The organism is Actinoplanes sp. NPDC049316, assembly GCF_040677315.1.
Lineage (GTDB): Bacteria > Actinomycetota > Actinomycetes > Mycobacteriales > Micromonosporaceae > Actinoplanes.
Genome location: NZ_JBFAQM010000024.1, coordinates 1 through 24,386, shown reverse-complemented (window position 1 = coordinate 24,386; position 24,386 = coordinate 1). Strand labels below are relative to the sequence as shown.

The following is a 24,386-nucleotide window of genomic DNA, read 5'->3' as shown; positions in this document are numbered from 1 at the left end:
GCGGGGCACGTGTGCCCACCCTTCAGGAGGTTCAATCCTCGTCGCCGCGTCAGCGGTCATTCTCACCGATCGCGCTGCTAACGTCTGCGCGACTGTCCGGTTACCCGCAGATACTTCTGGGCGGAGCTGTGCGAACGATCACCGCTCCGGGGGGTTTGGCGGGATCCATTTTGAGCATAGAGGGCACCGTGCCGCTGACAGAGCCGTTCCGACCGAGCCTCACCGGCCCGCAGCGTGCACCGCGCGCCGGCCTCTCCCGGAGCGCCCGGCCATGACGATGCCGATCGTCTTCGGCCCTCAGACCTGCGGTTCCCTCTCGCCCGACGGTGGCGCCCAGCTCGAATGGCTGGTCACCGACGGGCTCGGCGGGTACGCCACGGGCACGGTCGCGGGCCTGCGGACCCGGCGCTATCACGCGCTGCTCGCGGTGGCCGACCCCGCGACCGCCGTACGCCACGCCGGGCTCGCCGCGCTGGACCTGACCTTGACCCTGCCGTCCGGCGCCCATGTGCCGCTCTACACGCACGAGTGGCAGTCCGGCGCGCTCTCGCCGCAGGGACACCTCCACCTCGAGACGTTCACCCTCGTCGACGGCCTGCCGCGGTGGCGCTGGCGGGTCGGCGACATCGTCGTCGAGCGCGAGCTGGCTCTCGCGTACGGGCGTCCCGCGCTCGCCGTCGTGCACCGCGTCCTGTCCGCGCCGGCGCCGGTCGGCCTCGCCGTGGCCGCCATGTGCACCTGGCGCGACGCGCACACCCAGCGGTACGCGGCCGACGGCGAGCCTCGCGTGCACCACGTCGCCGACGGGGCCGTGGTGGAGGATGCGTACCGCCTCAGCGGGCCGGGATGGCAGCCCGGCGGCGGGTGGCACCTCGGGGCGTACCAACGCGAGGAGGCCGCGCGCGGGCTGCCCGCGACCGAGGACCTGTGGCTCGCCGGCACGTTCGTGGACCGGCTCGAGGCCGGCGGCACGCTGGAGATCAGCGCGTGGGCCGGCGCGCTCGACGACCGCCCGCCCGCCGCCCCCGTCGTGATCGCCGCCGCCCGCGAGCGCGCACACGCCCTGGTCACCGCCGCGAAGGCCGACGAGCGGACGGCCACGCTGGTGCTCGCCGCCGACCGGTTCGTCGTGCACGACGCCGACGGGCCCGACGTGGTCGCCGGCTACCCGTGGTTCGGCAGCTACCTCGGCGACACGATGACCGCGTACGAGGGCTTGTTCCTGGAGACCGGGCGCGCCGAGGAGGGCCGGGAGCTGCTGATCGCGCGCACCCGTGCGGCGGCCCGGGCCGCGCGCGAGCAGAGCGGGCCGTGGGGTCCGCACGGCTCGCTGGACGCGCCACTGTGGCTGGTGCACGCCGTCGAGCGGCACGTGCGCCGCACCGGCGACAGCGACCTGGCGGCCTCGCTGGTCGGCCCCCTCGGCCGGCTGCTGCGCGGGCACCTCGGCGGTACCGGCGCGCTCTCGGTGGACCCGGCCGACGAGCTCGTCCGGCTCGACGCGAACGCCGGCAGCTGGATGAACGCGTACACCGAGGACGGGCCGGTCACCCCGCGAGTCGGCAAACCCGTGGAGATCAACGCCCTCTGGGTGAACGCCCTGGCCGCGCTCGCCGACCTCCTGGACGAGGCCGGCAGGGACGGCGCCGACCTGCGGGACCGGCACGCCAAGGCCCGCGCGTCGTTCGCCGCGCGGTTCCGGGCGCCGGACGGGTGGCTCTACGACGTGGTGGACGGGCCGGCGACGACGTACCCGCTGGGCGCCGGCGCCTTCAACGACGACCCGTCGCTGCGCCCCAACCAGCTGTTCGCCTGGTCGCTGCCGCATGCGCCGCTCGCCGGCCCGGACGACGCCGGCCGCGACCGCGCCGCCGTCCGGGCCGTCGGCAGCGCCCTGCTCACCCCGCTCGGCCTGCGCACCCTGGCCCCCAGCGAGTACGGCTACCAGGGCGTGCACCGCGGCGGCCGCGACGAGCGGGACATCGCCTACCACCAGGGCACGGTGTGGCCCTGGCTGATCGGCCCGTATGCGGACGCCTGCGCCGCCACGGACCTGCCCACCGAGGGACTGCTGACCGGCCTGGAGGCGCACGTGCGCGAAAGCGGAGTGGGATCGTTGAGCGAAACGGCCGACGGCGACGCGCCGCACCGGGCCACGGGCAGTCCGTTCAGCGCCCGCTCGGTCGCCGAGGCCCTGCGGGCACGGGGGTACGCGTCATGAGCCGCATCCTGATGCTGAGCTGGGAATATCCGCCGCTGCTGGTGGGCGGGCTGGGCCGGCACGTGCACGCGCTCGCCACGTCGCTGGTCGCGGCCGGGCACGAGGTCACCGTCGTCACCCGGCACTCCCCCGGCGCGCTGCGCGAGGAGTACGCCGAGGGCGTGCACATCGTCCGCGCCCCCGACGACCCGCCCGCGTACCCGGTGGAGAACGGCGACCTCGTCGGCTGGACGACCGCCTTCAACCACACCCTCACCCGGGCCGCCCTGCGCGCCGCCCGCACCGCCCGGTACGACGTCGTGCACGCCCACGACTGGCTGGTCGCGCACGCCGCGGTGACCCTGCGCGAGCACCTCGACGTGCCGCTGATCGCCACGATCCACGCCACCGAGGCGGGGCGGCACCAGGGCTGGCTGCCGCACCCGCACAACCGCACGATCGACGACGTCGAGCGCTGGCTGACCGGCGAGGCGGCCCGGGTCATCGTCTGCTCCGAGTACATGCGCGCCGAGGTGATCCGCCAGTTCGGCGTGCCGGCCGCCAGGACCGACGTCGTGCACAACGGCGTGGACGTGCTGCGCTGGTACGCCCGCCCCCGCGCGATCGCCGCCGCTTCGCCGGGGACGCCCCGCTGGTCTCGTTCGCCGGGCGCCTGGTGTACGAGAAGGGCGTCCAGCACCTCCTGGCCGCGGTGCCCGCGCTACAGGCGACCAGCCCCGGGCTGCGCGTGGTGATCGCCGGCGACGGCCCGTACCGTGCGGATCTGGAGGCCATGGCCCCGCCCGGGGTGACCTTCGCGGGCTTCCTCGGCGGCCACAACCTGACCGCGCTGATGGGCGCCTCGGACTGTTACGTGGTGCCGAGCATCTACGAGCCGTTCGGCATGGTGGCACTGGAGGCGGCCGCGGCGGGCACCCCGGTCGCGGTGTCGGCCACGGGCGGCCTGGCGGAGATCGTCGAGCCCGGCGTCACCGGCGTCACCTTCGCCCCGCAGGACCCGCAGTCGCTGGCGGCCTCGGTCGCCTCGGTGCTCACCGACCGTGAATACGCCCGTACGCTGGCCCGCCGCGGCCGCCGCCGGGTCCGCGAGGACTTCGCCTGGTCGGAGATCGCCGCCCGCACCCTGGCGGTGTACGACGCCGCCCAGTCCCCCGGCGGCGTCACCCGCGAGGCCGAGGACGTGCTGGCCGACGACCGCCTGCTGCGCGCATGAGGGCGCTGGTCCTGGGCGGCGGCGGCATCACGGGCATCGCCTGGGAACTCGGCCTGCTCGCCGGTCTGCGCCGCCTGGGCACCGACCTCACCGAGGCGGACCTGATCGTCGGCACCTCGGCCGGCGCGTACGTCGGAGCCCTCCTCGCCACCGGCGCCGACATCGACGAAGCGGCCGACGCCGCGGCCCGCATCGAGATCGAATTCACCGCCCGCATCGACCCGATGCTCGCCGCCCAGGGCTTCATGCTCCTCAACGACACCACGCTGAGCCCCCGCGACCTCCGGGCCCGCCTCGGCACCCTGGCCCGCCAGGCCCCGCTCGGCGACGACGCCCCCCACGTGGCCCGCTTCGCCGACCAACTCCCGGCCCACGACTGGCCGACGACACCCCGCCTGATCGTCACGGCCGTCGACACGACCACGGGAGACCCGACGGCCTGGGACGCGGCCTCGGCCGTGCCGCTGCCGGCGGCGGTCGCGGCCAGCTGCGCCCTCCCGGGCGTCTTCCCCCCGGTACGGGTGGGAGAAAGCTGGTACATGGACGGCGGCGTCCACTCGGTCACCCACGCCAACCTCGCGACGGACGCGGACACGGTGGTGGTCGTGGCCCCGAGCGGCGGCATGTTCCGCGCCTCCCCGGCCGCCGAGATGGCCGACCTGGGCATCGACCGCAGCATGCTGATCGCCCCGGACGCCCCGACCCGCTCCGCCATCGGCGGCAACGTCCTCGACCCCCGCCGCCGCGGCCCGGCCCTGGCAGCGGGCGCCGCCCAGGCCGAGCACGTGTCGGCCGCGGTCGCCGACATATGGAACTGACGCCGGTCGCCGTCCGCCTCAGGCAATCTGCCGAAGGTCGTCGCCGTAGTCGAAGATGATCCGCATCCGCGCGCCCAGCGCACGCGCGTACCGGCTCAGCGTCGCCACCTCGTTGACGTCCAGGTCGCCGTTCTCGATCTGGCTCACTCTGCCCGGCGAGACGCCCATGAGCTCGGCGACCTGGCGTTGCGTCAGACCGAGCCGCTTCCGCTCCTCCGCCAAGTGGAACGCGCTGACCCACGCCACGGTCCGGGCCCGCTCGATCGCCAGCGCTTCGTCGTCCCCGTCGTGCAGCTCCGCACGGAGGTCGTCCCAATCGTGGAACTCGCTCATGAGTTCTCCCTCCGTTTCGTCTCCAGGATCAGCCATTCCTCGTAGGCCGCCTCGGCAACCGGTATCGCCGTCCTGTACCACCGAGCCCAATCGCCCGCTTTGTTACCGGCCACCAACAACACCGCTTGGGACCACGGATCAAACACGAACAAGACCCGGATGGCGAAGTCCCGGCCCGACCGAGGGCGCAGCTCCTTGAGATTGCCGATCTCAGAGCCCCGCAACGTGTCGACGAGCGGACGACCGAGGCCAGGGCCGACCTCGGCGAGCATGTCCAAGGCGACATTCACCGCTCGATAGACCTCGGGTTCGGACTGGCGCAACGCTCTGAGCCAGTCCCGGACACCCCCGTGGTCTTGATCGACCAGCGGCGGCGCGCGTCATCGGCCATACCTCAACTATAGCTGGAGCTAAACAACACTGTCTTGGCCGGCCCTTGCCAACAGCGGCGCATCAAGACGTCGATACCCAGCGCTCCATAGCACTTATTGCATAGATCACCGGGGCGGTGCGGCAGGAACTCGGCAGCTCGAACAGATCGAGCTGTGCCGGCGGCATGCTGCTCAATTTTCACCCATGTTCAGGAGGACCGAACGAGGGCCGAGGCTGAACAGACGGCCCGATCTCCGTACGAGCGGCGTCGCCGACGTCAGGCGCACCGCACGACCAGGCCCTGCTAATGTCCGCGGCCGCGGCCAGCGCCGAGATGTAGTCCGGGTCGCTCGTGAAGAGGACTGCGCCGTATCCCAGCGCGATCGTCACCGCCGTGGCGTCGACGACGTCGCGTGTGCCCGCCTTGCCGCACAGCGCGCCGGCCGCCTTCGCCACCTCCGGCCCGACGGGGACGGCCTCAAAGCTGGGCAGGAACTGCCGAGCTGCACCTGGCGGCGGCCGTCACGCCACGCCTGCGCGACGACGACTGCCGGCACGAGGAGGCGTTCTTCCTTCACAGCGAGGATGGACCGCCCACACCCCGCCTATCGGTGGGCGGCGTAGATGGACAGGTTGGTCCAGGCTGCCGAGATCAACGGCGCCGGAACCCGGTGGCGTTCCGCATGGGCGACCAGGTCCCCCACGATCGCCTCGGCCTCCACCGGGCCTCCCGCCGCCATGTCGCGGTACATCGACGAGGTCGCCGGGACGTCCCGGGCCGTGATCGAGGCGCGCAAAAAGCCGATCGCCGCCTCCCGCGGTGGGTGGCCCGCCGCCGAGGCGATCGCGATGGCCTCGTCCGCGACCGCCGAGGCGAACGCGATGCCGCCCGGGGCCGCCGTGATGTCGCCGACCGTCGCCCGCATCAGGGTCGTCACCACGCCGAGGCTCGCCAGGAAGACCCATTTCTCCCACATCTCCTGGACGATCTCCGCGGACGGCTGGGATTCGAACTCCGCGCCCGAGAGGGCCTCGGCGACGGCACCGAGGCGGTCGTCGCGGGCGCCGTCGAGGGGGCCGTACAGGAGGCGGTGCAGGCCCGTCAGCTGGACCACGTCGCCCTCGTCGGTGAGGGTGCCGGCGATCATGCAGACGCCGCCGTACACCTGGTCGGCGCCGAAGTGTTCGGTCAGGGTGTCGATGTGGCGCATGCCGTTGAGCAGGGGGACGATCACCGTGCGGGCGCCGACCGCCGGGTGCAGGTCGGCGAGCGCCTGCTGCAGGCCGTAGCTCTTCACCGCGAGCACGATCAGGTCGTACGGGTCCTTCAGGTCGCCGGCCGTGACCGTGCGCGCCGGGATCACGGTCTCCCCGCCGGGCGCGTGGATGCGCAGGCCGCGCGCGGCGAGCTCGGCGGCGCGGCGGGGGCGGACGAGGAAGGTGACGTCGCGGCCGGCCTGGGCCAGGCGGCCGCCGAAGTAGCCGCCGGTCGCGCCCGCGCCCACGAACAGGGTGCGCATCTAGGCGCCCAGCAGCTCGTCGACGAAGCACCATTTCCAGTTCTCACCCGGCTCGTACGAGCGCATCACCGGGTGGCCGGTCTCCTCGTGGTGGCGCGACATGTGCCGCCGGGGTGAGGAGTCGCAGCAGGCCACGAGGCCGCAGTCCAGGCACAGGCGCAGGTGCACCCAGTCCTGGAAGCCGCCCGCCACGCATTCGGGGCAGCCGCCGTCGTACGGCGCCTGCGGCGTCGGCTCGGTCGCTTCCTTCAGGTGCTGGCAGGTCAATCGTCACTCCGGTGCAGTTGGGACTCTTCCAGGTCGAGCTCGCGCTGCGCGCGGTTGAGCACTTCCTCGGGGATCCGGCCCTCGTTGCGGGCCACCTTGAAGACGTGCCGCTCGGCGCTAATCATCTCGCGGCGCAGCCGGCCGTACGCGGCGGAGGGGGTCTCCTGCTCCTGGTTGCCCAGCCGTTCCCAGGCGACGTTGGAGCGGCTGTCGGTGAGGGCGCGCAGCCGTTCGACCACCGAGGCCGGCGCCCCGTCCGCGCTCGCGTCGAGCCGTTCACGGGCCGCGCGGCTGGCCGCGTGCTGGACGCTGGCCTCGGCGAGCGCGTCCTCGGCGCTGGTGTCCTCGCTCACGCCGAGCCGGCGGGCCAGTATCGGCAGCGTGGTGCCCTGCACGAGCAGGGTCAGCACGATGATCGCGAAGGCCACGAACACGAACAGCTCGCGCGGGTAGTCGCCGGTGGTCACCTCGTCGTTCGGGGGCAGGGTCAGCGCCGCGGCGAGCGTCACGACGCCGCGCATGCCGGCCCAGGCGATCACCGTGGGCACGGTGGCCGGCGGGTGTTCCTCCCGGGAGCGGATCCGCGGGATGAGCCGGGCCAGGTACGTCGCCGGGTACATCCACACGAAGCGGACGACGACGAGCGTGACGAAGACGGCCAGGGTCACCCGTACGGTGGTCGCCATGCTGGTCTCGATGTTCCCGATCAGCTCGCGCAGCTGCAGGCCGACCAGGAGGAAGACGACGCCCTCGAGCAGGAAGGTGATCAGCCGCCACACCGCGTCCATCTGCAGCCGCGACGTCGCCGACAGCAGGTACGGGATGCGGTGCCCCAGGTAGAGGCCCGTCACCACGACCGCGACGATGCTCGACGTCTTCGCCTCCTCGGCGACGATGACCACGACGAACGGGGTGAGCAGCGACACCGCGTCGTCGAGCAGCGGGTCGGTGATGCGCTTGTGCAGCCAGGCGGCGCCGAACGCGAAGGCCAGGCCGAACAGCACGCCGCCGCCGGCCTTGAGCGCGACCTCGCCGGCGATCTCCCAGAAGCCGACCGCCGAGCCGAGCAGCGCGCCGACCGCGACGCGCACCAGCACCAGCGCGGTCGCGTCGTTGAGCAGGCTCTCGCCCTCGAGGATCGTCACCACCCGCCGGGGCAGCCCGATGCGCCGGGCGATGGCCGTGGCGGACACGGCGTCGGGCGGCGCCACCACCGCGCCCAGCGCCACGCACGCCGCCAGCGGCACCTCCGGCAGCATGGCGTGCAGCACGAAGCCGACCGCGAACGCGGTCAGGGCCACGAGGACGACGGCCAGCAGCAGGATGGGGCGCAGCGCGCGGCGGAACGCGACCAGGTTGGTCTGCAGGGCCGCCACGTAGAGCAGCGGCGGCAGGATGCCGATGAGCACGAGCTCCGGCTCGATGTGCACCTCGGGGATGCCGGGCACGTACGACAGGCCGAGGCCGGCGACGAGCAGCACGAGCGGCGCGATGAAGCCGAGCCGCCGGGCCAGGGCGGCGCCGAGCACCGAGATGGCCACGACCACGACCGTTTCGACGATGCTCTCCATGGGAGCAGAGCTTAGAGACATCGGCGCCGGTCCCGCCTGTGGCGCGACACACGCGCCGCCCCACCCCCGAGGTGTGATGAGTCCGCGGGGCCGGGTCAAAATGAGCCGTTCTACTCACGCCGGGACCCCGGTAATGATGCAGGCTGGCGCTCATGACCTTGACCGTTGCCCGCGTGGGCATCACCGCGGTGGCGAGTTCCCTGCCGGCCCGGGAGGTGACCACGGCCGATCTGCAGGCGCGGGTCGCCGCCGCGAGCCGCCTGCCCCTGCCCGCGGGGACGTTCGCGCAGACGACCGGCATCGACCGGCGCCGGGTCGCCGCCGATGACGAGTACGCCTCCGACCTCGCCATCGCCGCCGCACGCCGAGTCCTCGCCGACGCCGACCTGGACGCCCTCGACATCGACCTGCTGCTGTACGCCTCGGCGACCCGCGACATGGTGGAGCCGGCGACGGCCCACGTCGTCCAGGCGGCCCTGGGCAGCCGGGCGCACGCCCTGGACGTGACCAACGCGTGCAACAGCTTCCTCAACGGCATCGACCTGGCCCGCTCGATGATCATGGCGGGCCGGGCCCGGCGGGCGCTGGTGGTGACCGGTGAGACGCCCACCCGCTCGATGCGGCCGCGGCTGGACGGCATGCGCCAGGCCCGCAGCGCCTTCGCCGGATACACGTTCGGTGACGCCGGGGCCGCGGTGCTGGTGGAGCCGGTGGACGCCGGGGGCATCGTCGACGTCGACAGCGAGACGTATTCGGAGCACTGGGCGGTCGGCGGCATCTTCGGCGGCGGCTCGCGGCACCCGCGCGGCGACGAGCACACGTACTTCACCGGGGACGGGCACAAGCTGCGCGGGGTGTTCGAGAAGATCGGGCTCGGGCTGCTGGAGCGGGTCGCGTACCGCACCGGGTTCGGCTGGGAGGACTACGCCAAGGTGCTGGTGCACCAGGTGACCATGCCGTACCTGCAGCGTTTCGTTGAGGTGGCCGGGGTGCCGGCCGGCAAGCTGGAGCTCACCGTGCCGGAGCTCGGCAACATGGCCAGCGCCACGCTGGGCGTGCAGCTCGACCGGGTCCGACCGGGCCTGGAGCGCGGCGACCGGGTGCTGTTCGTCGGGCTCGGTGGCGGCGTCAGCCTGATGACCATGGTCTGGGAGGTGTCGTGACGGACCTGTGGGTGATCGTGCCGGCGTACGACGAGGCGGCCCGGATCCAGCAGACCCTCGACGCGCTGGCCGCGCAGACCGACACCGGCTTCGAGCTGCTCGTGGTGGACAACGGCTCCACCGACGGCACCGCCGACATCGCCCGGGCGTTCCGGGCGCCCTTCCCGGTCCACGTCCTGGTGGAGACCGAGAAGGGCGTCGGCTGCGCGGTCGACACCGGTTTCCGGTACGCGATCAGCCAGGGCGCGCGGCTGCTGGCGCGCACGGACGCCGACTGCCTGCCCCGCCCGGGCTGGGTGGCGGCGGCACGGGCCGGGCTCACCGGCGGCGCCGGGCTCCTGTGCGGGCGCATCACCGCGCGCCGCGACGAGCACGGTCCGCTGGGCCGGGGATTCTTCCGCGCGCTGGTCGCCGTCGCGGCCGCGTTCGGCAGGTTGCGCCCGGCACACCGCGACAGCGGCTTCAAAGCGCCGTACAAGATGCACGCCGGCAACAACATGGCCATCACCGCGGAGCTGTACGAGGCGTGCGGCGGCATGCCCCGGCGGCCGTCGCCGACCGATCGCACCTTCCTCAACCGGGTACGCCGGACCACCTCGTCGATCCGGCACAGCCGCACGATGGTCGTGGAGAACTCGACCCGGCGGCTGGCCGCGTACGGGATAACCGGCACGGCGAAGTGGTATCTCGGCCGCGGCAGCGGCTCGCTCACGGCGGACCCGCGCTGATGCTGGGTGATCTGCTGGCGAGCCTGCGCGACGACGATCCACGCCCGGCGGTGCTGGGCTGCGGGCGCACCGGGAGGCCCGTCGTCCGCGCCACCCGTGCCGACCTGTCCCGTCTCACCACCGGCTATGCGGCGGCCCTGCACGCCCGGGGCCTCGTTCCCGGCGACACGCTCGGGGTGGCCGTACGCCCCGGCCCGCGCTCCCTGGCCGTGCTGCTGGCGGCGTACCACCTGGGTCTGCGGATCGCGGTGCTGGACCCGACCGCCGGGCCGGACGTCCTGACGGCGCGGCTCGGCGCGGCCCGGCCGCGGCTGGTGGTGGCCGACGCCGCGGCGCAGGCCGTGGCGGGATGGGCGGCGCCGCTGGCCCGCCGCGCGCACCTGGCGCTGCCGCAGCTGGCCACGCTGGCGCCCACGGTGACCGTCGGCCGACGTCTGCCCGGCACCGCGCCCGCGCTGGACCTGTCCCCCGGTCCGCGTCCGCGCGGGTACGACGGCGACGGCGACGCGGTGATCGTCTTCACCTCGGGAACGACGAGCCGGCCACGCGCGGTGGTGCACACGCGGGCGAGCCTGACCGCCGGGATGCGCACGGTGCACGACCTGGTCAGGCCGGTGCCGGAGCGGGCCGTGCTGGGCGGGACGTTCTTCGTGCTGGTGCCCTCGCTCGCGGCGGGCGCGGCGGTGGCGCTGCCGGCCCGGGCGCCGCGCCGGCTGGTGCGGCAGGCGGCCCGGCTGGCTCCGCAGGCGACGTACCTGACCCCGCCGCAGGTGCGGGCGGCGCTGGCCGCGGGGATCCGGTTCACCGGCCGGGTCTACAGCGGCTCGGCACCGGTCAGCGCGGAGCTGCTCGCCCGGGTGCGCGCCGCGGGCGCCGACGAGGCCTGGGGCGTGTACGCGCTCACCGAGGTGTTCCCCGCCGCCGCGGTCGAGTCCGCCGCGAAGTCGGCCTTCGACGGCACCGGCGATCTGGTCGGTGACCTGCTCCCCGGCGTACGCGCCCGCACCGCGGCGGACGGGCAGTTGCTGCTGGGCGGGCCGAACGCCGCCGACCGCTACCTGGGCTCGGAGCCCGCGGAGTGGATCGAGACCGGGGACGTGGGCCGGGTGCAGGGGTCGTCGGTCGTGCTCGGCGGCCGCCGCAAGGACATGATCCTGCGCGGCGCGGAGAACATCTATCCCGGGCTGTACGAGCCGGCGCTGCACGTGCCCGGCGTCGACCTGGCGGTGATCGTGGGCGTACCGGCCGGTGACGGCGACGAGCGCGTGGTCGCCGTGGTGCAGCCGGCCGCGGGAGTGCCGGCGGACGCGGTGCGCGCCGCTCTGCGCGTACCCCTGGATCGGATGGGGTCCGCACGGCCCGACGCGGTCGTCGTGGCGCAGGTCCCGCTCGCGGGCCGGTCGCGCAAGCCGGACCGGGCCGCGGCGGCGCGGCTGGCGGCGGCGTCATGAGGGAGCTCGCCGTCGTGGTGCCGGCCTACAACGAGGCGCGGCTGCTGCCCGGCACGCTGGCCGCGCTCGCCGCACAGTCGGACCGCGACTTCACGCTCGTGGTCGTGGACAACGCGTCGACGGACGCCACCGCCGAAATCGCCGCCGGTTTCCCCGGCGACGTCGAGGTGGTCCGCGAGCCGGCGCCGGGGGCGGGCACGGCTGCCGACAGCGGATTCCGGTACGCGATCAGCCGCGGCGCGACGAAGCTCGTGCGCACCGACGCCGACTGCCTGCCCGCACGGGACTGGGTGGCTACAGCTCGGTCCATGTTGGACAACTACGACATGGTCTGCGGTCGCAGCGTGCCGCGCGCCGACGAACAGCCGTCATGGGCGCACCGCGTGCTCTACCCGCTGGTGGTCCGGCTGGCCGCCGGAGTCGGCCGGTGGCTGCACCGGTCACCGTCGGCACGGTCGCCGTTCGTGCTGGTCCACGGGCACAACCTCGCCATCACCGCGGCCCTCTACGACCGCTGCGGCGGCACGCCGAGGGAGGCGCTCGGCGACGGCGCGGAAGACGTCACGCTGCTCAACCGCGCCCGCGAGCACAGCGCCCGGATCGTCCGCGCCGAACACCTCCTCGTCGAGAGCAGCCTGCGCCGGCTGCGGGCCTGGGGCGGGCTGCGGACGCTGCTGTGGCACTGGGACCGCCGTTACCGGCCCGCGCCCGGGGAGGTGCACGTCCGATGAGCGCTCGCAGCCGGGACCGCCGGGTCTACCTGGGCAGCCATCCGGTGCTGTTCTCCCTGCTCGCCGCGACGCGGCGGCGCGGGGTGGCACGGCTGGGCCGCACCCTGCTCGTGCACGACCGGGAGGCGTTCGTCGCCGGGCTGACCCGCATCCCGCTGGACCGGACCGCGGCGGGCACCACCGGGGGCGCGGCGGGCCGGCTGACCGGCGGCGACCTGCTGTTCGACCAGCAGGGCGACGAACACCGGCAGACCCGCCGGCGGACGTCCGACGCGCTGGGGGCCGCGGGCGTGCAGCGTCTGCGTCCGGTGTGGACGGAGTTGCTCGAACGGCGGCTCAAGCCCCTCGCCGACGGCGACCCGGTCGATCTGGTCCCGGTCGCGGCCGAGATCGCCGGGACGACCGCCGCCGCGCTCACCGAGGTCGCCGTGGACGGTCTGGAACTCGCGGAGGCGGCGCGGGCGGCGGCAGCGGCCACGGCACGGGCCCACCTGCCGGGGGTGCGCCGCCGCGGCACCGACGATGCGGCCCGCGCTGCGGCGCAACGGCTGACGGCGCTGGTCGCGCCGGACGGCGGGAGCGATGCCGGCCTGGCCACCATGCTCGCGGTGGCCGCGATCACCACGACGGTCGCCGCGTTGCCGCGGGCCGCGGCCTGGGCCTGCGACGCCGATCTCTGGGGGTACGCCGGCAGCCCCGCGCTGGCCGACGAGCTGCTGCGGGTGACCGCCCCCACGCCGCTGCTGCCCCGGGTCGCCGCGGATGCGGGTGAGCTGCCCGGCGGATGCCCCGTGCGTGCGGGTGACCGGATGCTGCTCGTCGCCCGTCACGCCGCGGACTCGCACCGCACCGACCCCGACCCCGCAAGGCCCGCGCCCGCGCGTACGGCGCAGCTGGTCTTCGGGGCCGGGCCGCACGCCTGCCCCGGCGCCCGCCTGGCCCGCGCTCAGCTCGCGGACACGCTGTCGGCGCTGGCGCCGTACCGGCCGGTGGTCGTGCGGGCCCGGGTGGACCGGCGCGCGGCGCTGCCGTCCTGGCGGTCTCTGGTGGTGCGGCCGTCGTGAGGCTCGCGGTCACGGGCGCATCCGGTTTCTGCGGTACGGCGGTGGCCCGGCTAGCGGCGTCCGCCGGGCACGAGGTGGTGTGCGTGGGCAGGCGTCCCGGCCCGGTGGGCGAGCACGTCTTCTGGGACGCGTCCGCCGCCCGGCCCGACCTCGCCGGGGCCGACGCCGTGGTGCACCTGGCCGCCGCGGTGGGCGATCCCCGGCCGGGACGGGCGGCGGAGGAGGCGTACCGGGCGGTGAACGTGGGCGGGACGCAGCGGCTGCTCGAGGCCGCCGGTGACCGGCCCGTCGTGTGGGTGAGCAGCGCCAGCGTGTACCGGCCCGGGCCGTACGCCGCCCCGGTGGGCGAGGACCATCCGGCCGACGGTCAGCGTGGCGCGTACGGACGCACGAAGGCCGAGGGTGAGCGGCTGGCCCTGGCGGCGGGCGCGGTGGCTCTGCGCCCCCGCGCCGTGTACGGCGACGGCGACCGGCACCTGCTGCCCCGCCTGCGCCGGGTGGTCCGGGGTGGCCGCGCGTGGCTGCCCGGAGCCGACGTACGGATGAGCCTGACCGCGGTGGAGAACCTGGCGGCGGCATGCCTGGCGGCGCTGGACTGGCCGGCCGGCGCGTACAACATCGCCGATGCGGAGCCGTACGGCCGCGACGAGGTGCTGTCCCGGGTGCTCGGGGTGCCCGTCCGGCATGTGCCCGCCGGCCTGGCGCGCGGGCTCGCGGGGGTGTCGCCGTCGCTGACCCGCTACGCCGTCGATCAGCTGACCGACGGCATGGTCCTGGACCTCACGCGGGCCCGGGAGCAGGGCTACCGGCCGCAGCGGACGGTGGCCGACTACCTGGTGTAGATGACGGCGGAGCGATACAGCGTGCCGGCGTGGGTGCCGTTCCCGCTGCGCCGGGTGACCACGGCGTCGAGCGAGAAGATGTAGCCGGTCCTCCGGTCGAGCTTGCCGATCGTCGCGGCCATCGGGCCGCAGGCCTGCTTCGGCGTGACCTTCACCCAGCCGACGTCCCGCTGCCGGCCGGTCTTGAGGTCCTGGCTGATCGCGGTGAGCCGGTACTCCACGAGGTTGTAGCCGCCGACGTTGTACCAGGACGCGGTGGCCGTGGTGGTCCCCGCGACGACGTCCAGCGCCTGGATGCGCGAGAAGTGCACGGTGTCCGGCGCGCACGTCGGGCTGGGAGTGGGCGCGGCCGTCGTCTTGAGCGGCAGGAAGCCGGTCGCGGTCGGCACCGGGTACGGCGGCACGCCGCTGCTGGGCGTGGGCGACGGGGTGGCGCTGCCGCGCGCGACGACGGTCCACGGCGTGCCGGCGTTGGCGGTGCCCGTGGCGGCCCCCGCGCCGCCGGAGCCGGACGAGTCGCCGCCCAGCACCCCGCAGCCGGTCAGGACGAGGGGCGCGAAGAGCAGCAGCCACCGGTTGCGCTGGCCCATCCGCTCCTCCTCCCCCGAGTTCGCCGAGCACGGTCGTTACCGGGAAAGCATCGACAGGGCGGAGCGCGACTTTAGGGAGTGCTCCCCGCCGCGCCGTAGAGCTCACGGGCGCGGCGGGCCAGATCCTTGGTGGCCGTCGAGTTCGCCCAGGTGCCCAGCACCATCCCGGCGCCCGGCACGAGCTTGGCGAACATGCGCTTGGCGGCATGCACGCCGGCCATCTGGGCCAGCTTGACGCCGAGCTTGAGCATGACGCCGGTGAGCGGCCGGTCGGCGGCCCCGGCGAAGAGGCGGCTCGCGCGCTCGCGGCCGGCGGCCACCCCGAGCGCCAGGCGGGCCGTCTCGGCGGCCTTGTGCACGCGCTGCAGGACCAGCAGATCGGTGGCGCGCTCCGCGCCGGCCGGATCCGCGCCGTACGCGGCGGCGATGTGCAGCACCATCCGTGCCTGGGTCCACGCGAGCACGCCGACGTCCACGACCGCGCCGGGAAGCCCGGTGGCGCCGGAGACGGCCCCGGAGAAGCGCGCGTGGTTGAGGAACCGCCGGGACGCCTGCTGGGCCAGGTCGTCGGTGGAGATGCCGGGCTGGTCCTCGCGAACCCGCTGGGCCCAGCGGCGCGCCTCCGGGCCGATGCGGCGGACGGCTTCCAGGGCGAGGTGCTCGGGGGCGTACTGCGGGTCGGCCTTCATGCGGGCCCAGAGCGACCCGGGCAGGCCGTCGTCGTCGGGGGCGGCGGGGGCGGGGGGTACGGCGGGCTCGGTCACCGAATCGCTCCGAAGGGGTGGTCGGATGGGCGGCTGCAGCCATTGTGCCTTGCAGATGCACGTGCATCCCACTGATCCGGCAGATCGCACGCTGTGCAGTCGTACGGTGACGCGACCGTCGGGCCCGTTCTGCTCATGCCGTACCCCGGGGAACCGATTAGCCCCCCTGAGAAGCCAGGCACAGCATCGAGGGGACGACGCGGCATGACGGGCGACGAACAGCAGGTGGAGCGGCTGCGGCCGACTCCCATGCTGCTGGCGGCGGCCGGGGTCCTCGTGGTCTCCATCGTGCTGTTCGCCGTCAACTACACCGAACAGCGCACCCAGGTGGTGTGGGGCTGGATGCCGGCGATGCTCGGCACGGCCGCGGCGGGCTGGTCGTGCTGGCGTACGGCGTTCGCTCCCGGCCTGGACCCGGTCACCGCGCGCATCTGGCGGTCCCTGGCGGTCGTCTGCATCCCCGTCGTGCTCGGAGTCATTGGCGACGCCCGGCTGTACGTGCTGAACCCCGCCGCCGGGGATCAGGACCACGACATGCCCACCTCCGCGGCGTACACGCTGGCGGTGCTGGTGCTGCTGTGGGCCCTGCTACGGCTGCCGATGGCGCGCGGCTGGGAACGCGACCGCGTCATGATCCGCTTCCTGCTGGACGCCGCCACGGTCGCCATCACGCTGGGCATCTTCTCCTGGTACCTGATCACCCGCGTGCTCGACGCCTGGGCGGCGGACGGCTCGGCGGCCGTACCCCTGATCATGCTCACCGCCCTGGGCCTGGTCGCCGCACTCGCCTTCGTGAAGGTCGCGGTGAGCGGCTTCGGCGGCGTCGACCGGGTCGCGCTGCGCCTGCTCGCCGGGGCGACGGCCGTCGGCGCGGTCGGCGGCGGGCTGTTGCCGCTGTTCCTGGAGATGCACCCGGGCCTCAGCGGCTCGATGATGTTCGTCCCCGCCACGATGCTCTTCGTGACCCTCGCCGCCGATCGGCAGCGCCGCGCCGCCGGCGTGGGGCTCGTCGTCCGCCGTCGTCGCTCGTTCAGCGTCGTGCCCTACCTCGCGGTCGCCGCGACGGACGGCCTGCTGCTCGTGGTCGGCGGCGGGGCGGGGCACGTGGTGCTGACCGTGGCGCTGGCGGCGGTCCTGCTCACCGCCCTGGTGGTCGCACGCCAGATCAACGCGCTCGCCGAGAACGGCCGGTTGCTGCGCCGCGTCGACGCGAACCTGCTGGAGCTCAACCGCTACCAGACCCAGCTGAGCCACCGGGCCAACCACGACGACCTCACCGACCTGGCCAACCGGGCGCTGTTCGAGCAGCGGACCCGGGAGGCGCTCGCGGAGGCCGGCTCCGGCGAGGACGCCGAGACGCTCAGCCTGGCGCTGATCGACCTCGACGACTTCAAGGCGATCAACGACCGGCTCGGCCACGCCGTCGGCGACGCGCTGCTGGTCGTGGTCGCCGACCGGCTGCGCGAGGCGGTCCGCGCCGACGACGTCGTGGCCCGTCTCGGCGGCGACGAGTTCGGCCTGCTGCTGCGCGGGCTGCGCAGCGACGAGGCGACCGAGGTGCTCGACCGGATCGCCGAGTCGCTGACCCGCCCGGTCCACGCGCTCGGCTACGACCTGCTGGTCAAGGCCAGCATCGGCCTCGCCGAGGTGTGGACCGACGCCAGCCCGCAGGAGCTGCTGCGCCGCGCCGACCTCGCCATGTACGCCGCCAAGGAGCGCGGCAAGGGCCGGCACGCGGTCTACGACGCCCGTCTCGAACAGGACCAGGCGGCCGACGCCCAGCTCGGCGCGGACCTGCGCCGGGCCCTGGACAACGGCGACTTCACCCTGGTGTACCAGCCGATCGTGGCGCTGCCCGACGGCCGGTGGACGTCGCTGGAGACCCTGATCCGCTGGAAGCACCCCGAGCGTGGCTTCATCGGGCCGGACGTCTTCATCCCGATCGCCGAGCGCACCGGCCTGATCGTGCCGCTCGGCGACTGGATCCTGCGGACCGCGCTGCGCCAGGCCGCCGAGTGGCAGCAGCGCTACGGCGCCGCCGCCCCGGACGAGATCGGCGTCAACGTCTCCGCCCGCCAGCTGCGCGAGCCGGGCTTCGCCGCGGATGTGCGCTCGGCGCTGGCCGACACCGGCTTCGACCCCGAGAAGCTGGTCGTCGAGGTCACCGAGACGGCGGTGTTCGACGGCGGCATCGCGCTCGACACCCTGCAGAACCTGGTGACGCTGGGCGTGAAGGTGGCGCTGGACGACTTCGGCACCGGGCACTCGTCGCTCGGCCTGCTGCGGACCTGCCCGGCCGACACCCTCAAGGTCGACAAGTCGTTCGTCGACGGGATCGGCGGCCGCTCCGAGGAGGCGGTCATCGCCACGGCGATGATCCAGATCACGAACGGCCTGCACCTGCAGGCGATCGCGGAGGGCGTGGAGACCGCCGAGCAGGCCGACACCCTCTACCGGCTGGGATACCGCTTCGCGCAGGGTTACCACTTCTCCCGGCCGCTGTCCGCGCAGCAGGTCGACGAGCACCTCGCCGCGCACGACGCCCTCGCCGTGTGAGGGCGAACTCCGGGAAAGCGCCTCAGCGACCACCAACCACCACCGATAGTGAGAAAGGGGACGACTCGCGTCCCCCGCAGGAACTATCGCGAGGTCCCACCACATGCCTTCCGTCGCCCGCCCCGCAAGGGCATCGAAGTCCGCGCGCAGCCCGCATTTCAAGAACCCGCTGCACGACTGGATCGCCGACCGCTCGCTGAACACCAAGATCATGATCATCGTGGGCGCGATGACGATCGTCGCGGCGCTGGTGGGCGTCGTCGCCCTGGTCCGCCTGGCCGAGGTCAACAACGTCGGCGAGAAGATGTACAAGGAGAGCTTCACCGCCTCGCTGCAGCTCAACAAGATCATTTCGGACGTGGGCACGATGCACGCCCAGGCCCTCACGTTCGGCCAGACGCCGACGAGCGACATCCGGGCGCAGATCAAGGCGCTCGACTCGCAGATCGACGCGGACAACAAGGCGTACCGCGCGAGCACCGTCGACCCGCGGCTGATGGACCAGACGGTCTTCCTCTGGGACAAGTACAAGACCGCACGCGACGTCTACCTCGACGCGGCGGCCAGCGGCAACCCGGCCGCCACGGCGACCGCCCGCGACACCCAGCTGCAGCCGGCGATCATCCGGGCCAAGTACAACCTGGACAAGCTCGCCGCGGAGGAGGAGGCCGCCGCGAAGGCGCGCGTCGGGGATGCCGCCTCGGCCTACAAGTCGGCCCGGACGTTCGTCATCGTCGTACTCGTCGTCGGCCTGGTCCTCGCCACGCTGCTCGGCCTGGCGATCGCGCGAAGCATCGTCACCCGGGTCAAGGCGCTGTCGGGCATCATCGACAGCATCGCCGCCGGCGACCTGACCCGTACGGCCGGCATGAAGTCCAAGGACGAGGTCGGCCGGATGGGCGACCAGCTGGACCGGGCCATGGCGACGCTGCGCAGCACGATCTCGCAGATCACCGGCAGCAGCCGTACCCTCGCCGGCTCCGCCCAGGAGATGACCGACATCAGCGGCCGCATCGCGGTCAACGCCGAGCAGGCCAGCTCGCGCGCCGAGCAGGTGACCGCCGCCGCCGGGACGGTCAGCAGCAACGTGGACACCGTCGCCGCCGCCAGTGAAGAGATGACCGCGTCCATCCGGGAGATCGCCACCAGCGCGGCCGACGCCGCCGGGGTGGCCCGCGGCGCCGTCGAGGTCGCCCAGTCGGCCAACAGCACGGTCGCCAAGCTGGGCGTCTCCTCCGCCGAGGTCGGCAACATCGTCAAGGTGATCACCTCGATCGCCGAGCAGACCAACCTGCTCGCGCTCAACGCGACGATCGAGGCGGCCCGGGCCGGCGAGGCCGGCAAGGGCTTCGCCGTGGTGGCCAGCGAGGTGAAGGACCTCGCCCAGGAGACCGCGAAGGCCACCGAGGAGATCTCCAGCCGCATCCAGGCCATCCAGACCGACACGTCCGCCGCCGTCGACGCGATCGGGGAGATCGCCGCCGTCATCGAGCGGATCAACGCGTACTCGGACACGATCGCCTCGGCGGTCGAGGAGCAGACGGCCACCACGAGCGAGATCGGCCGCAGCGTGGCGGAAGCGGCGGGCGGCTCCACCGACATCGCCCGGACCATCGGCGGCGTGGCCGAGGCGGCGCAGAGCACCAACGAGGGCGTCGCCGAGTCCCGGCGTACGGCCGAGGAGCTGTCCCGCCTGGCCGACGAGCTGCAGTCGCTGGTGTCGCAGTTCCGCGTCTGAGCCACCCGTACGGTCCTCGAGGACGCCGCGGCCCGCACGGGCCGCGGCGTTCGTCGTCGGTGGGAATGAACCGTGCCGGTCGCTTGTTCTCTCCTCATCGCCCGCCGTGCAGCGGGCTGACACGAGGAGGTCTTTGAGCGTGCTCGACCCACACGGGCTCTACGAGTTGGCCGACGACCTGCCCGAGCTGGACGGCGTGGTGCTCGTCCAGGCGCTCACGGGGTTCGTCGACGCGGGCAGCGCGATCCAGCTGTCACGCGAACATCTGCTGGAGAACTTCGAGGGACGGGTGCTGGCGACCTTCGACCTCGACCAGCTCCTGGACTACCGGTCCCGCCGGCCCCCCATGATCTTCGTCGAGGACCACTGGGAGAGCTACGAGACCCCCTCCCTCGCCCTGCACCTGCTGAAGGACCTCACCGGAACCCCCTTCCTGCTGCTCGCCGGCCCCGAGCCGGACCTGCAGTGGGAACGCTTCATCAAGGCCGTACGCGGGCTCATCGAACGCTTCGGCGTCAGCCTGACCGTCGGCCTCAACGCGATCCCGATGGCCGTGCCGCACACCCGTCCGCTGAGCGTGACCGCGCACGCGACCGACCGGCGCCTGCTCGGCGAGCACGAGTCGTGGCTGCAGCGGGTGCAGGTCCCGGCGAGCGTCGGCAACCTCCTGGAGTTCCGCCTCGGCGAGGCCGGCCACGACGCGATGGGGTACGCGGCGCACGTCCCGCACTACCTCGCCCAGACCACCTACCCGGCCGCCGCCGAGCTGCTCGTGGAGTCGGTCGCCAACACCACCGGCCTGGTCCTGCCCACCGCCGCGCTGCACGAGGCCGCCACCGAGGTGCGCGAGGAGGTCGACAAGCAGGTCGCCGACGACGAGCAGGCCGTCCGCCTCGTCGCGTCCCTGGAGGCGCAGTACGACGCGTTCGTCCGGGGCCGTGCCGGCAACCTGCTCGCGGAGTCCGGCAGTGCCCTGCCGAGCGCGGACGAGCTCGGCGCCGAGCTGGAACGTTTCCTCGCGGAGCAGACCCGGGATTCCGACTGAGATCCCCCGCCGCCCGTTTCGCCCAAACTGCCGTCCCGCCGGTGGCGGCTGTCCCATGATGGGTGAACCCAGGGCGTAACGAGGGACGGGAGTGCCACGGTGGTCTCATTTCGTTCGCGGGCGGCCACACCCCCTGTGCTGCAGGCCGTACCGCGCGACGTCGAGAGCCTCGAGAAGCTCATCATGGATCTCGACGAGGTGGCCGACGAGCACACCGCCTGGCGGATCACCGTCGACAGCACCGTGGACTCGCACAACCTGAGCTACGGCGCGGTGTGGCTGCCGGCCGACGACGACCGGCTCATGGTGTTCCACGAGACCGGGGCGCTCGTGGCGGAGCTGCAGGCGGTGACCGCCGGCAATCCCGTACCCATGGACACCGGCCTGGTGGGCCGCGCGGTCCGCACCAGGCAACCGGTCTATGTCGACGCGATGGACGAGTGCGTGGACTGCGAGCGCTGCCAGGTGGCGGCCCGGGCCGGGATGCAAGCCGCCGTGGTCACGCCGGTGCTGCAGGAGGGTCAGGTCATCGCGGTCCTCGAGTACTACTCCCCCGAACCGCTCTACCTGGAGGGACCGCGCAGCGAGAAGTGGGCGACCATCGCGCGCATCGCCGAGCGGGCCCGCTTCTCCGCGCTGGCCGCCGCCGAGCTGCGCCAGATCGCCGACGACCGGCTCGCCGTCACCGAGGTCGTCACGGCGCTCGGCGAGGCCCGGGACGTCCCGTCCACCCTGCGGATCGCGCTCGAGTCGGCCCGCAAGGCGTTCGGCTGGGCGTACGGGTCCTACTGGGAGATCGACGACCACGACAACCTGCTCAAGTTCAAGGTGGAGTCCGGCTCGGCGGGCGACGAGTTCCGCAAGGTGACGCTGGCGGCCACCTTCGCCGAGGGGGCCGGCCTCTCGGGACGCGCGTGGCGGGCCCAGGACCTGGTGTTCGTCCGCGACATCGGCGAGCTCACCGACTGCGTACGGGCACCCGCGGCGCAGCGGGCGGGCGTCCGCTCCGGCGTCTGCATGCCGATCTCGAGCCACGGCCGGATCATCGGCACGATGGACTTCTTCACCACCAGCCACATCGAGCTGTCGGACTCGCGCGCCTCGGCGCTGCGCAACGTGACGCAGCTGGTGTCGCAGCGGCTCGACATCGTCCGCGGCAACGAGAGCGCGGCGGAGAGCTCCCGCTCCCTGCTCGACACGGTCTCCCGCCTGCGCGCCGCGAGCGACGACGCCACCCGGGTCGCCCAGGACGCGGTGGCCCGCGCCTCGGAGATGACCCAGGAGGTCGAGGCGCTGGGTCAGGCGTCGGCCGCGATCGGCGACGTCATCAAGATCATCTCGTCGATCGCCGACCAGACCAACCTGCTCGCCCTCAACGCGACCATCGAGGCCGCCCGCGCCGGCGAGGTGGGGCGCGGCTTCGCGGTCGTCGCCGGGGAGGTCAAGGATCTCGCCCGGGAGACCGCCGAGGCCACCCAGCGGGTGTCGGAACAGATCACGGGCATCCAGAACAGCACGCGTACGGTCTCCTCCGGCATCCTCACCACCAGCGAGACCATCGGGCAGATCAGCGCGGTGCAGGAACGGATGAACGAGGTGCTCGAGGAACAGGCCCGGATGGCCTCGGCCCTCCAGGTTTAGCTCTTCAGCGGCAGCCAGTCCAGAACGGCCTGGATCTGGGCGTCCCAGTAGCCCCACTCGTGATCGCCCGGCCCGAAGGCCGCGTCGAGGGCGACCCCGTGCCGGCGGCACGCGGCGACGAAGCGCTCGTTCTGGGCCACCAGGTAGTCCTCCGTGCCGCACCGCAGCATGAGCGCGGGCAGATCGGCGCCCGCGCGCTGCTGCACCAGGTGCAGCAGGTCGTCGTCCGCGCCGGCGACCGGACGGTCGCCGAAGACCCGGGCCATCAGCTCGCTGATGTGCGGCCGTTTGTCCCACTCCGCCATGTACGCCACATCCAGCGCGCCCGACAGGCTCGCGGCGGCGGCGAAGCGCTCCGGCTGCCGCAGAGCCCATTTGAAGGCGCCGTACCCGCCCATGGAGAGTCCCGCGACGAATGTGTCCTCGCGCCGGGTGGAGACACGGAAGAACGAGGACACCACGGACGGCAGCTCCTCGGAGAGGAACGTCCAGAACTTCATGCCGTACCGCTCGTCCGCGTAGAAGCTGCGGTGCACCTGGGGCATGACGACGGCCAAGCCCTTCGCGGCGGCGTACCGCTCGATCGAGGTGTACCGCGTCCAGGCGGTGTCGTCGTCGGTGAGACCGTGCAGCAGGTACAGCACCGGCGGAGCGGCGCCGGACGCTCGGCCGGCGAGCCCGATCTGGGCGCTCGCGGTCTGCGGCAGCAGCACCGTCATCGACGTGCCGAGCGCGAGGGCCTCGGACGAGAAGTCACAGCGGATCAGAGCCATGCCCGCCAGTATCAGCCATCGATGATCACTGAGTGCGTGCAGGCGCTCACGGCACGGTTGGGAATGTCGTACCCGTCGATTAGAATGTGTGTACTAAAACAGCCTCTGAGCTGCGGGGAGATCACCGTGACCGTGCCCGTTATGCCCTCTTCGACCCCGACGATTCCGCCGTACGCGACGATGCTCGGCTTCACCCGCTACGTGGCCCGCACCGGCCCGGCGAAGGCGACGTTCGTCGGCGGCCTGCGCCGCCAGCGCGAGCGCCGCACCGGCTTCAACCCGCACGGCCAGCTCGTCAAGGCGCTGAAGGCGGACGTCGCGTTCCGCACCGGCGGCACCTACCTGACCGGCGTCACCGAGCTGGTGAAGCCCCGCTGGAAGCCGCTCTACGAGGCGGTCAGCGCCGGCGCGCTGACCTACCTGCACTCGCTGGGCGACCCCGAGAACCTCAGTCTCGCCCAGACCCGCGAGGCCCTTGCCTCAGTCGGCCCCCTCGCCGTGAAGATCAACCCGCACTTCGGCCTCCGGTACGCCGACGGCCGCCGCGAAGCGGTCCGCCTGCACTTCGACGAGGAACCCCCGACCCCCGAAGCGATCACCGCCACCCTGCACCTGATGGCCCGCCACATGGACCAGATCCTCCCCGACGCCGACCCGGTCCTCGTCGACCTCCGGCGCGGCACCACCCACCGGCTCGACCCGGCCGCGAAGACCGGGGACGTGGAGCGGTGGCTGGCCGGGGAAGCGGCCGCTTTCACCGCGATGTGGGCGGCCACAGCGGCCTGAGGTTTGCGGCTCGCCCGCTCCGCCCCCGGACTGCCCGGCAGCGGAGCGGGCCGAGCGGCCGCCGGGCTGAGCCCCACCGCCGGGCCGGGCGGGAGGCGCGACCGCCGGGCCGGGCGAGAGGCGCGACCGCCGGGCCGGGCGAGAGGCGCGGCCGCCGGGCCGGGCGAGAGGCGCGGCCGCCGGGCCGGGCGAGAGGCGC

The 24,386-nt window shown here is 73.5% G+C and carries 22 protein-coding genes and 1 pseudogene; 14 read left to right on the top strand and 9 right to left on the bottom strand.

The genetic code is table 11. The features are described 5' to 3' along the window. Positions 1–277: 277 nt before the first annotated feature. From AB0K03_RS29235 to AB0K03_RS29225, 3 genes and pseudogenes are all read left to right on the top strand, one after another. The gene (locus tag AB0K03_RS29235; protein ID WP_364691393.1) at positions 278–2,221 is read left to right on the top strand and encodes an amylo-alpha-1,6-glucosidase; all 1,944 of its coding nucleotides are present in this window, start codon (positions 278–280) and stop codon (positions 2,219–2,221) included. After that, positions 2,218–3,434 (top strand): annotated as a pseudogene (locus AB0K03_RS29230) (glycosyltransferase family 4 protein). Before AB0K03_RS29235 ends, AB0K03_RS29230 begins: the two are co-directional and overlap by 4 nt. Then, positions 3,431–4,252: a patatin-like phospholipase family protein gene (locus tag AB0K03_RS29225; protein WP_364691112.1), complete on the top strand. Its 822-nt coding sequence runs from the start codon at positions 3,431–3,433 to the stop codon at positions 4,250–4,252. Before AB0K03_RS29230 ends, AB0K03_RS29225 begins: the two are co-directional and overlap by 4 nt. Before the next feature lie 18 nt (positions 4,253–4,270). Here the strand turns inward: AB0K03_RS29225 and AB0K03_RS29220 are convergent, their stop codons facing one another. The 6 genes from AB0K03_RS29220 to AB0K03_RS29195 all read right to left on the bottom strand — a co-directional run bounded on the left by AB0K03_RS29220 (position 4,271) and on the right by AB0K03_RS29195 (position 8,315). Beyond that, complete coding sequence (locus AB0K03_RS29220) at positions 4,271–4,585, bottom strand: helix-turn-helix transcriptional regulator (protein ID WP_364691109.1); 315 nt, start codon at positions 4,583–4,585, stop codon at positions 4,271–4,273. Beyond that, positions 4,582–4,908: a type II toxin-antitoxin system RelE/ParE family toxin gene (locus tag AB0K03_RS29215; RefSeq protein ID WP_364691106.1), complete on the bottom strand. Its 327-nt coding sequence runs from the start codon at positions 4,906–4,908 to the stop codon at positions 4,582–4,584. The genes AB0K03_RS29220 and AB0K03_RS29215 overlap by 4 nt, the downstream gene beginning before the upstream one ends. A 247-nt stretch (positions 4,909–5,155) precedes the next feature. Continuing rightward, on the bottom strand, positions 5,156–5,449 hold the full coding sequence (locus AB0K03_RS29210) for a hypothetical protein (RefSeq protein ID WP_364691390.1): 294 nt from the start codon (positions 5,447–5,449) through the stop codon (positions 5,156–5,158). 113 nt (positions 5,450–5,562) lie between these two features. Then, complete coding sequence (locus AB0K03_RS29205; RefSeq protein WP_364691103.1) at positions 5,563–6,477, bottom strand: ketopantoate reductase family protein; 915 nt, start codon at positions 6,475–6,477, stop codon at positions 5,563–5,565. Next, the gene (locus AB0K03_RS29200; protein WP_364691100.1) at positions 6,478–6,744 is read right to left on the bottom strand and encodes a UBP-type zinc finger domain-containing protein; all 267 of its coding nucleotides are present in this window, start codon (positions 6,742–6,744) and stop codon (positions 6,478–6,480) included. Continuing rightward, a complete protein-coding gene (locus AB0K03_RS29195) occupies positions 6,741–8,315 on the bottom strand; it encodes a Na+/H+ antiporter (protein ID WP_364691097.1) in 1,575 nt (524 codons plus the stop codon). The genes AB0K03_RS29200 and AB0K03_RS29195 overlap by 4 nt, the downstream gene beginning before the upstream one ends. 152 nt (positions 8,316–8,467) lie before the next feature. On the opposite strand from AB0K03_RS29195, the gene AB0K03_RS29190 reads away from it, so the two are divergent. Genes AB0K03_RS29190 through AB0K03_RS29165 form a run of 6 tightly spaced genes read left to right on the top strand, consistent with a single transcriptional unit; the run spans position 8,468 to position 14,294 of the window. Continuing rightward, entirely contained in the window at positions 8,468–9,478 is a 1,011-nt protein-coding gene (locus AB0K03_RS29190) for a 3-oxoacyl-[acyl-carrier-protein] synthase III C-terminal domain-containing protein (RefSeq protein WP_364691094.1), read from the top strand. Next, entirely contained in the window at positions 9,475–10,206 is a 732-nt protein-coding gene (locus tag AB0K03_RS29185) for a glycosyltransferase family A protein (RefSeq protein ID WP_364691091.1), read from the top strand. Before AB0K03_RS29190 ends, AB0K03_RS29185 begins: the two co-directional genes overlap by 4 nt. Further along, positions 10,206–11,657 carry a class I adenylate-forming enzyme family protein gene (locus AB0K03_RS29180; RefSeq protein WP_364691088.1) on the top strand — a complete coding sequence of 484 codons (1,452 nt, stop codon included), beginning with the start codon at positions 10,206–10,208 and terminating at the stop codon, positions 11,655–11,657. Before AB0K03_RS29185 ends, AB0K03_RS29180 begins: the two co-directional genes overlap by 1 nt. Beyond that, positions 11,654–12,388 (top strand): glycosyltransferase family 2 protein, encoded by a 735-nt coding sequence (locus AB0K03_RS29175; RefSeq protein WP_364691085.1) that lies wholly within the window; start codon positions 11,654–11,656, stop codon positions 12,386–12,388. Before AB0K03_RS29180 ends, AB0K03_RS29175 begins: the two co-directional genes overlap by 4 nt. Beyond that, positions 12,385–13,452 carry a cytochrome P450 gene (locus AB0K03_RS29170; protein ID WP_364691083.1) on the top strand — a complete coding sequence of 356 codons (1,068 nt, stop codon included), beginning with the start codon at positions 12,385–12,387 and terminating at the stop codon, positions 13,450–13,452. Before AB0K03_RS29175 ends, AB0K03_RS29170 begins: the two co-directional genes overlap by 4 nt. Continuing rightward, complete coding sequence (locus AB0K03_RS29165; protein WP_364691080.1) at positions 13,449–14,294, top strand: NAD(P)-dependent oxidoreductase; 846 nt, start codon at positions 13,449–13,451, stop codon at positions 14,292–14,294. Before AB0K03_RS29170 ends, AB0K03_RS29165 begins: the two co-directional genes overlap by 4 nt. Here the strand turns inward: AB0K03_RS29165 and AB0K03_RS29160 are convergent. Together AB0K03_RS29160 and AB0K03_RS29155 are read right to left on the bottom strand one after the other, a co-directional pair. Beyond that, on the bottom strand, positions 14,282–14,884 hold the full coding sequence (locus tag AB0K03_RS29160; protein ID WP_364691077.1) for a hypothetical protein: 603 nt from the start codon (positions 14,882–14,884) through the stop codon (positions 14,282–14,284). The two genes, AB0K03_RS29165 and AB0K03_RS29160, sit on opposite strands and share 13 nt — an antisense overlap. Before the next feature lie 71 nt (positions 14,885–14,955). Further along, positions 14,956–15,597: an EcsC family protein gene (locus AB0K03_RS29155; protein WP_364691387.1), complete on the bottom strand. Its 642-nt coding sequence runs from the start codon at positions 15,595–15,597 to the stop codon at positions 14,956–14,958. A 255-nt stretch (positions 15,598–15,852) separates the two neighbouring features. Between AB0K03_RS29155 and AB0K03_RS29150 the strand changes: the two genes are divergently transcribed. The 4 genes from AB0K03_RS29150 to AB0K03_RS29135 all read left to right on the top strand — a co-directional run bounded on the left by AB0K03_RS29150 (position 15,853) and on the right by AB0K03_RS29135 (position 22,628). Beyond that, entirely contained in the window at positions 15,853–18,204 is a 2,352-nt protein-coding gene (locus tag AB0K03_RS29150; protein WP_364691074.1) for an EAL domain-containing protein, read from the top strand. 103 nt (positions 18,205–18,307) lie between these two features. Beyond that, positions 18,308–19,942, top strand: a complete 1,635-nt coding sequence (locus tag AB0K03_RS29145; protein WP_364691071.1) for a methyl-accepting chemotaxis protein — start codon at positions 18,308–18,310, stop codon at positions 19,940–19,942. Between the two features lie 139 nt (positions 19,943–20,081). Beyond that, positions 20,082–20,987, top strand: coding sequence for a PAC2 family protein (locus AB0K03_RS29140; RefSeq protein ID WP_364691068.1), 906 nt, complete (start codon positions 20,082–20,084; stop codon positions 20,985–20,987). A 99-nt stretch (positions 20,988–21,086) separates the two neighbouring features. Continuing rightward, positions 21,087–22,628, top strand: coding sequence for a GAF domain-containing protein (locus AB0K03_RS29135; RefSeq protein WP_364691065.1), 1,542 nt, complete (start codon positions 21,087–21,089; stop codon positions 22,626–22,628). Here the strand turns inward: AB0K03_RS29135 and AB0K03_RS29130 are convergent. Beyond that, the gene (locus AB0K03_RS29130) at positions 22,625–23,401 is read right to left on the bottom strand and encodes an alpha/beta hydrolase family protein (protein WP_364691062.1); all 777 of its coding nucleotides are present in this window, start codon (positions 23,399–23,401) and stop codon (positions 22,625–22,627) included. The genes AB0K03_RS29135 and AB0K03_RS29130 overlap by 4 nt on opposite strands. A 141-nt stretch (positions 23,402–23,542) precedes the next feature. Between AB0K03_RS29130 and AB0K03_RS29125 the strand changes: the two genes are divergently transcribed. After that, complete coding sequence (locus AB0K03_RS29125) at positions 23,543–24,187, top strand: hypothetical protein (protein WP_364691384.1); 645 nt, start codon at positions 23,543–23,545, stop codon at positions 24,185–24,187. The last annotated feature ends 199 nt before the right edge of the window (positions 24,188–24,386 follow it).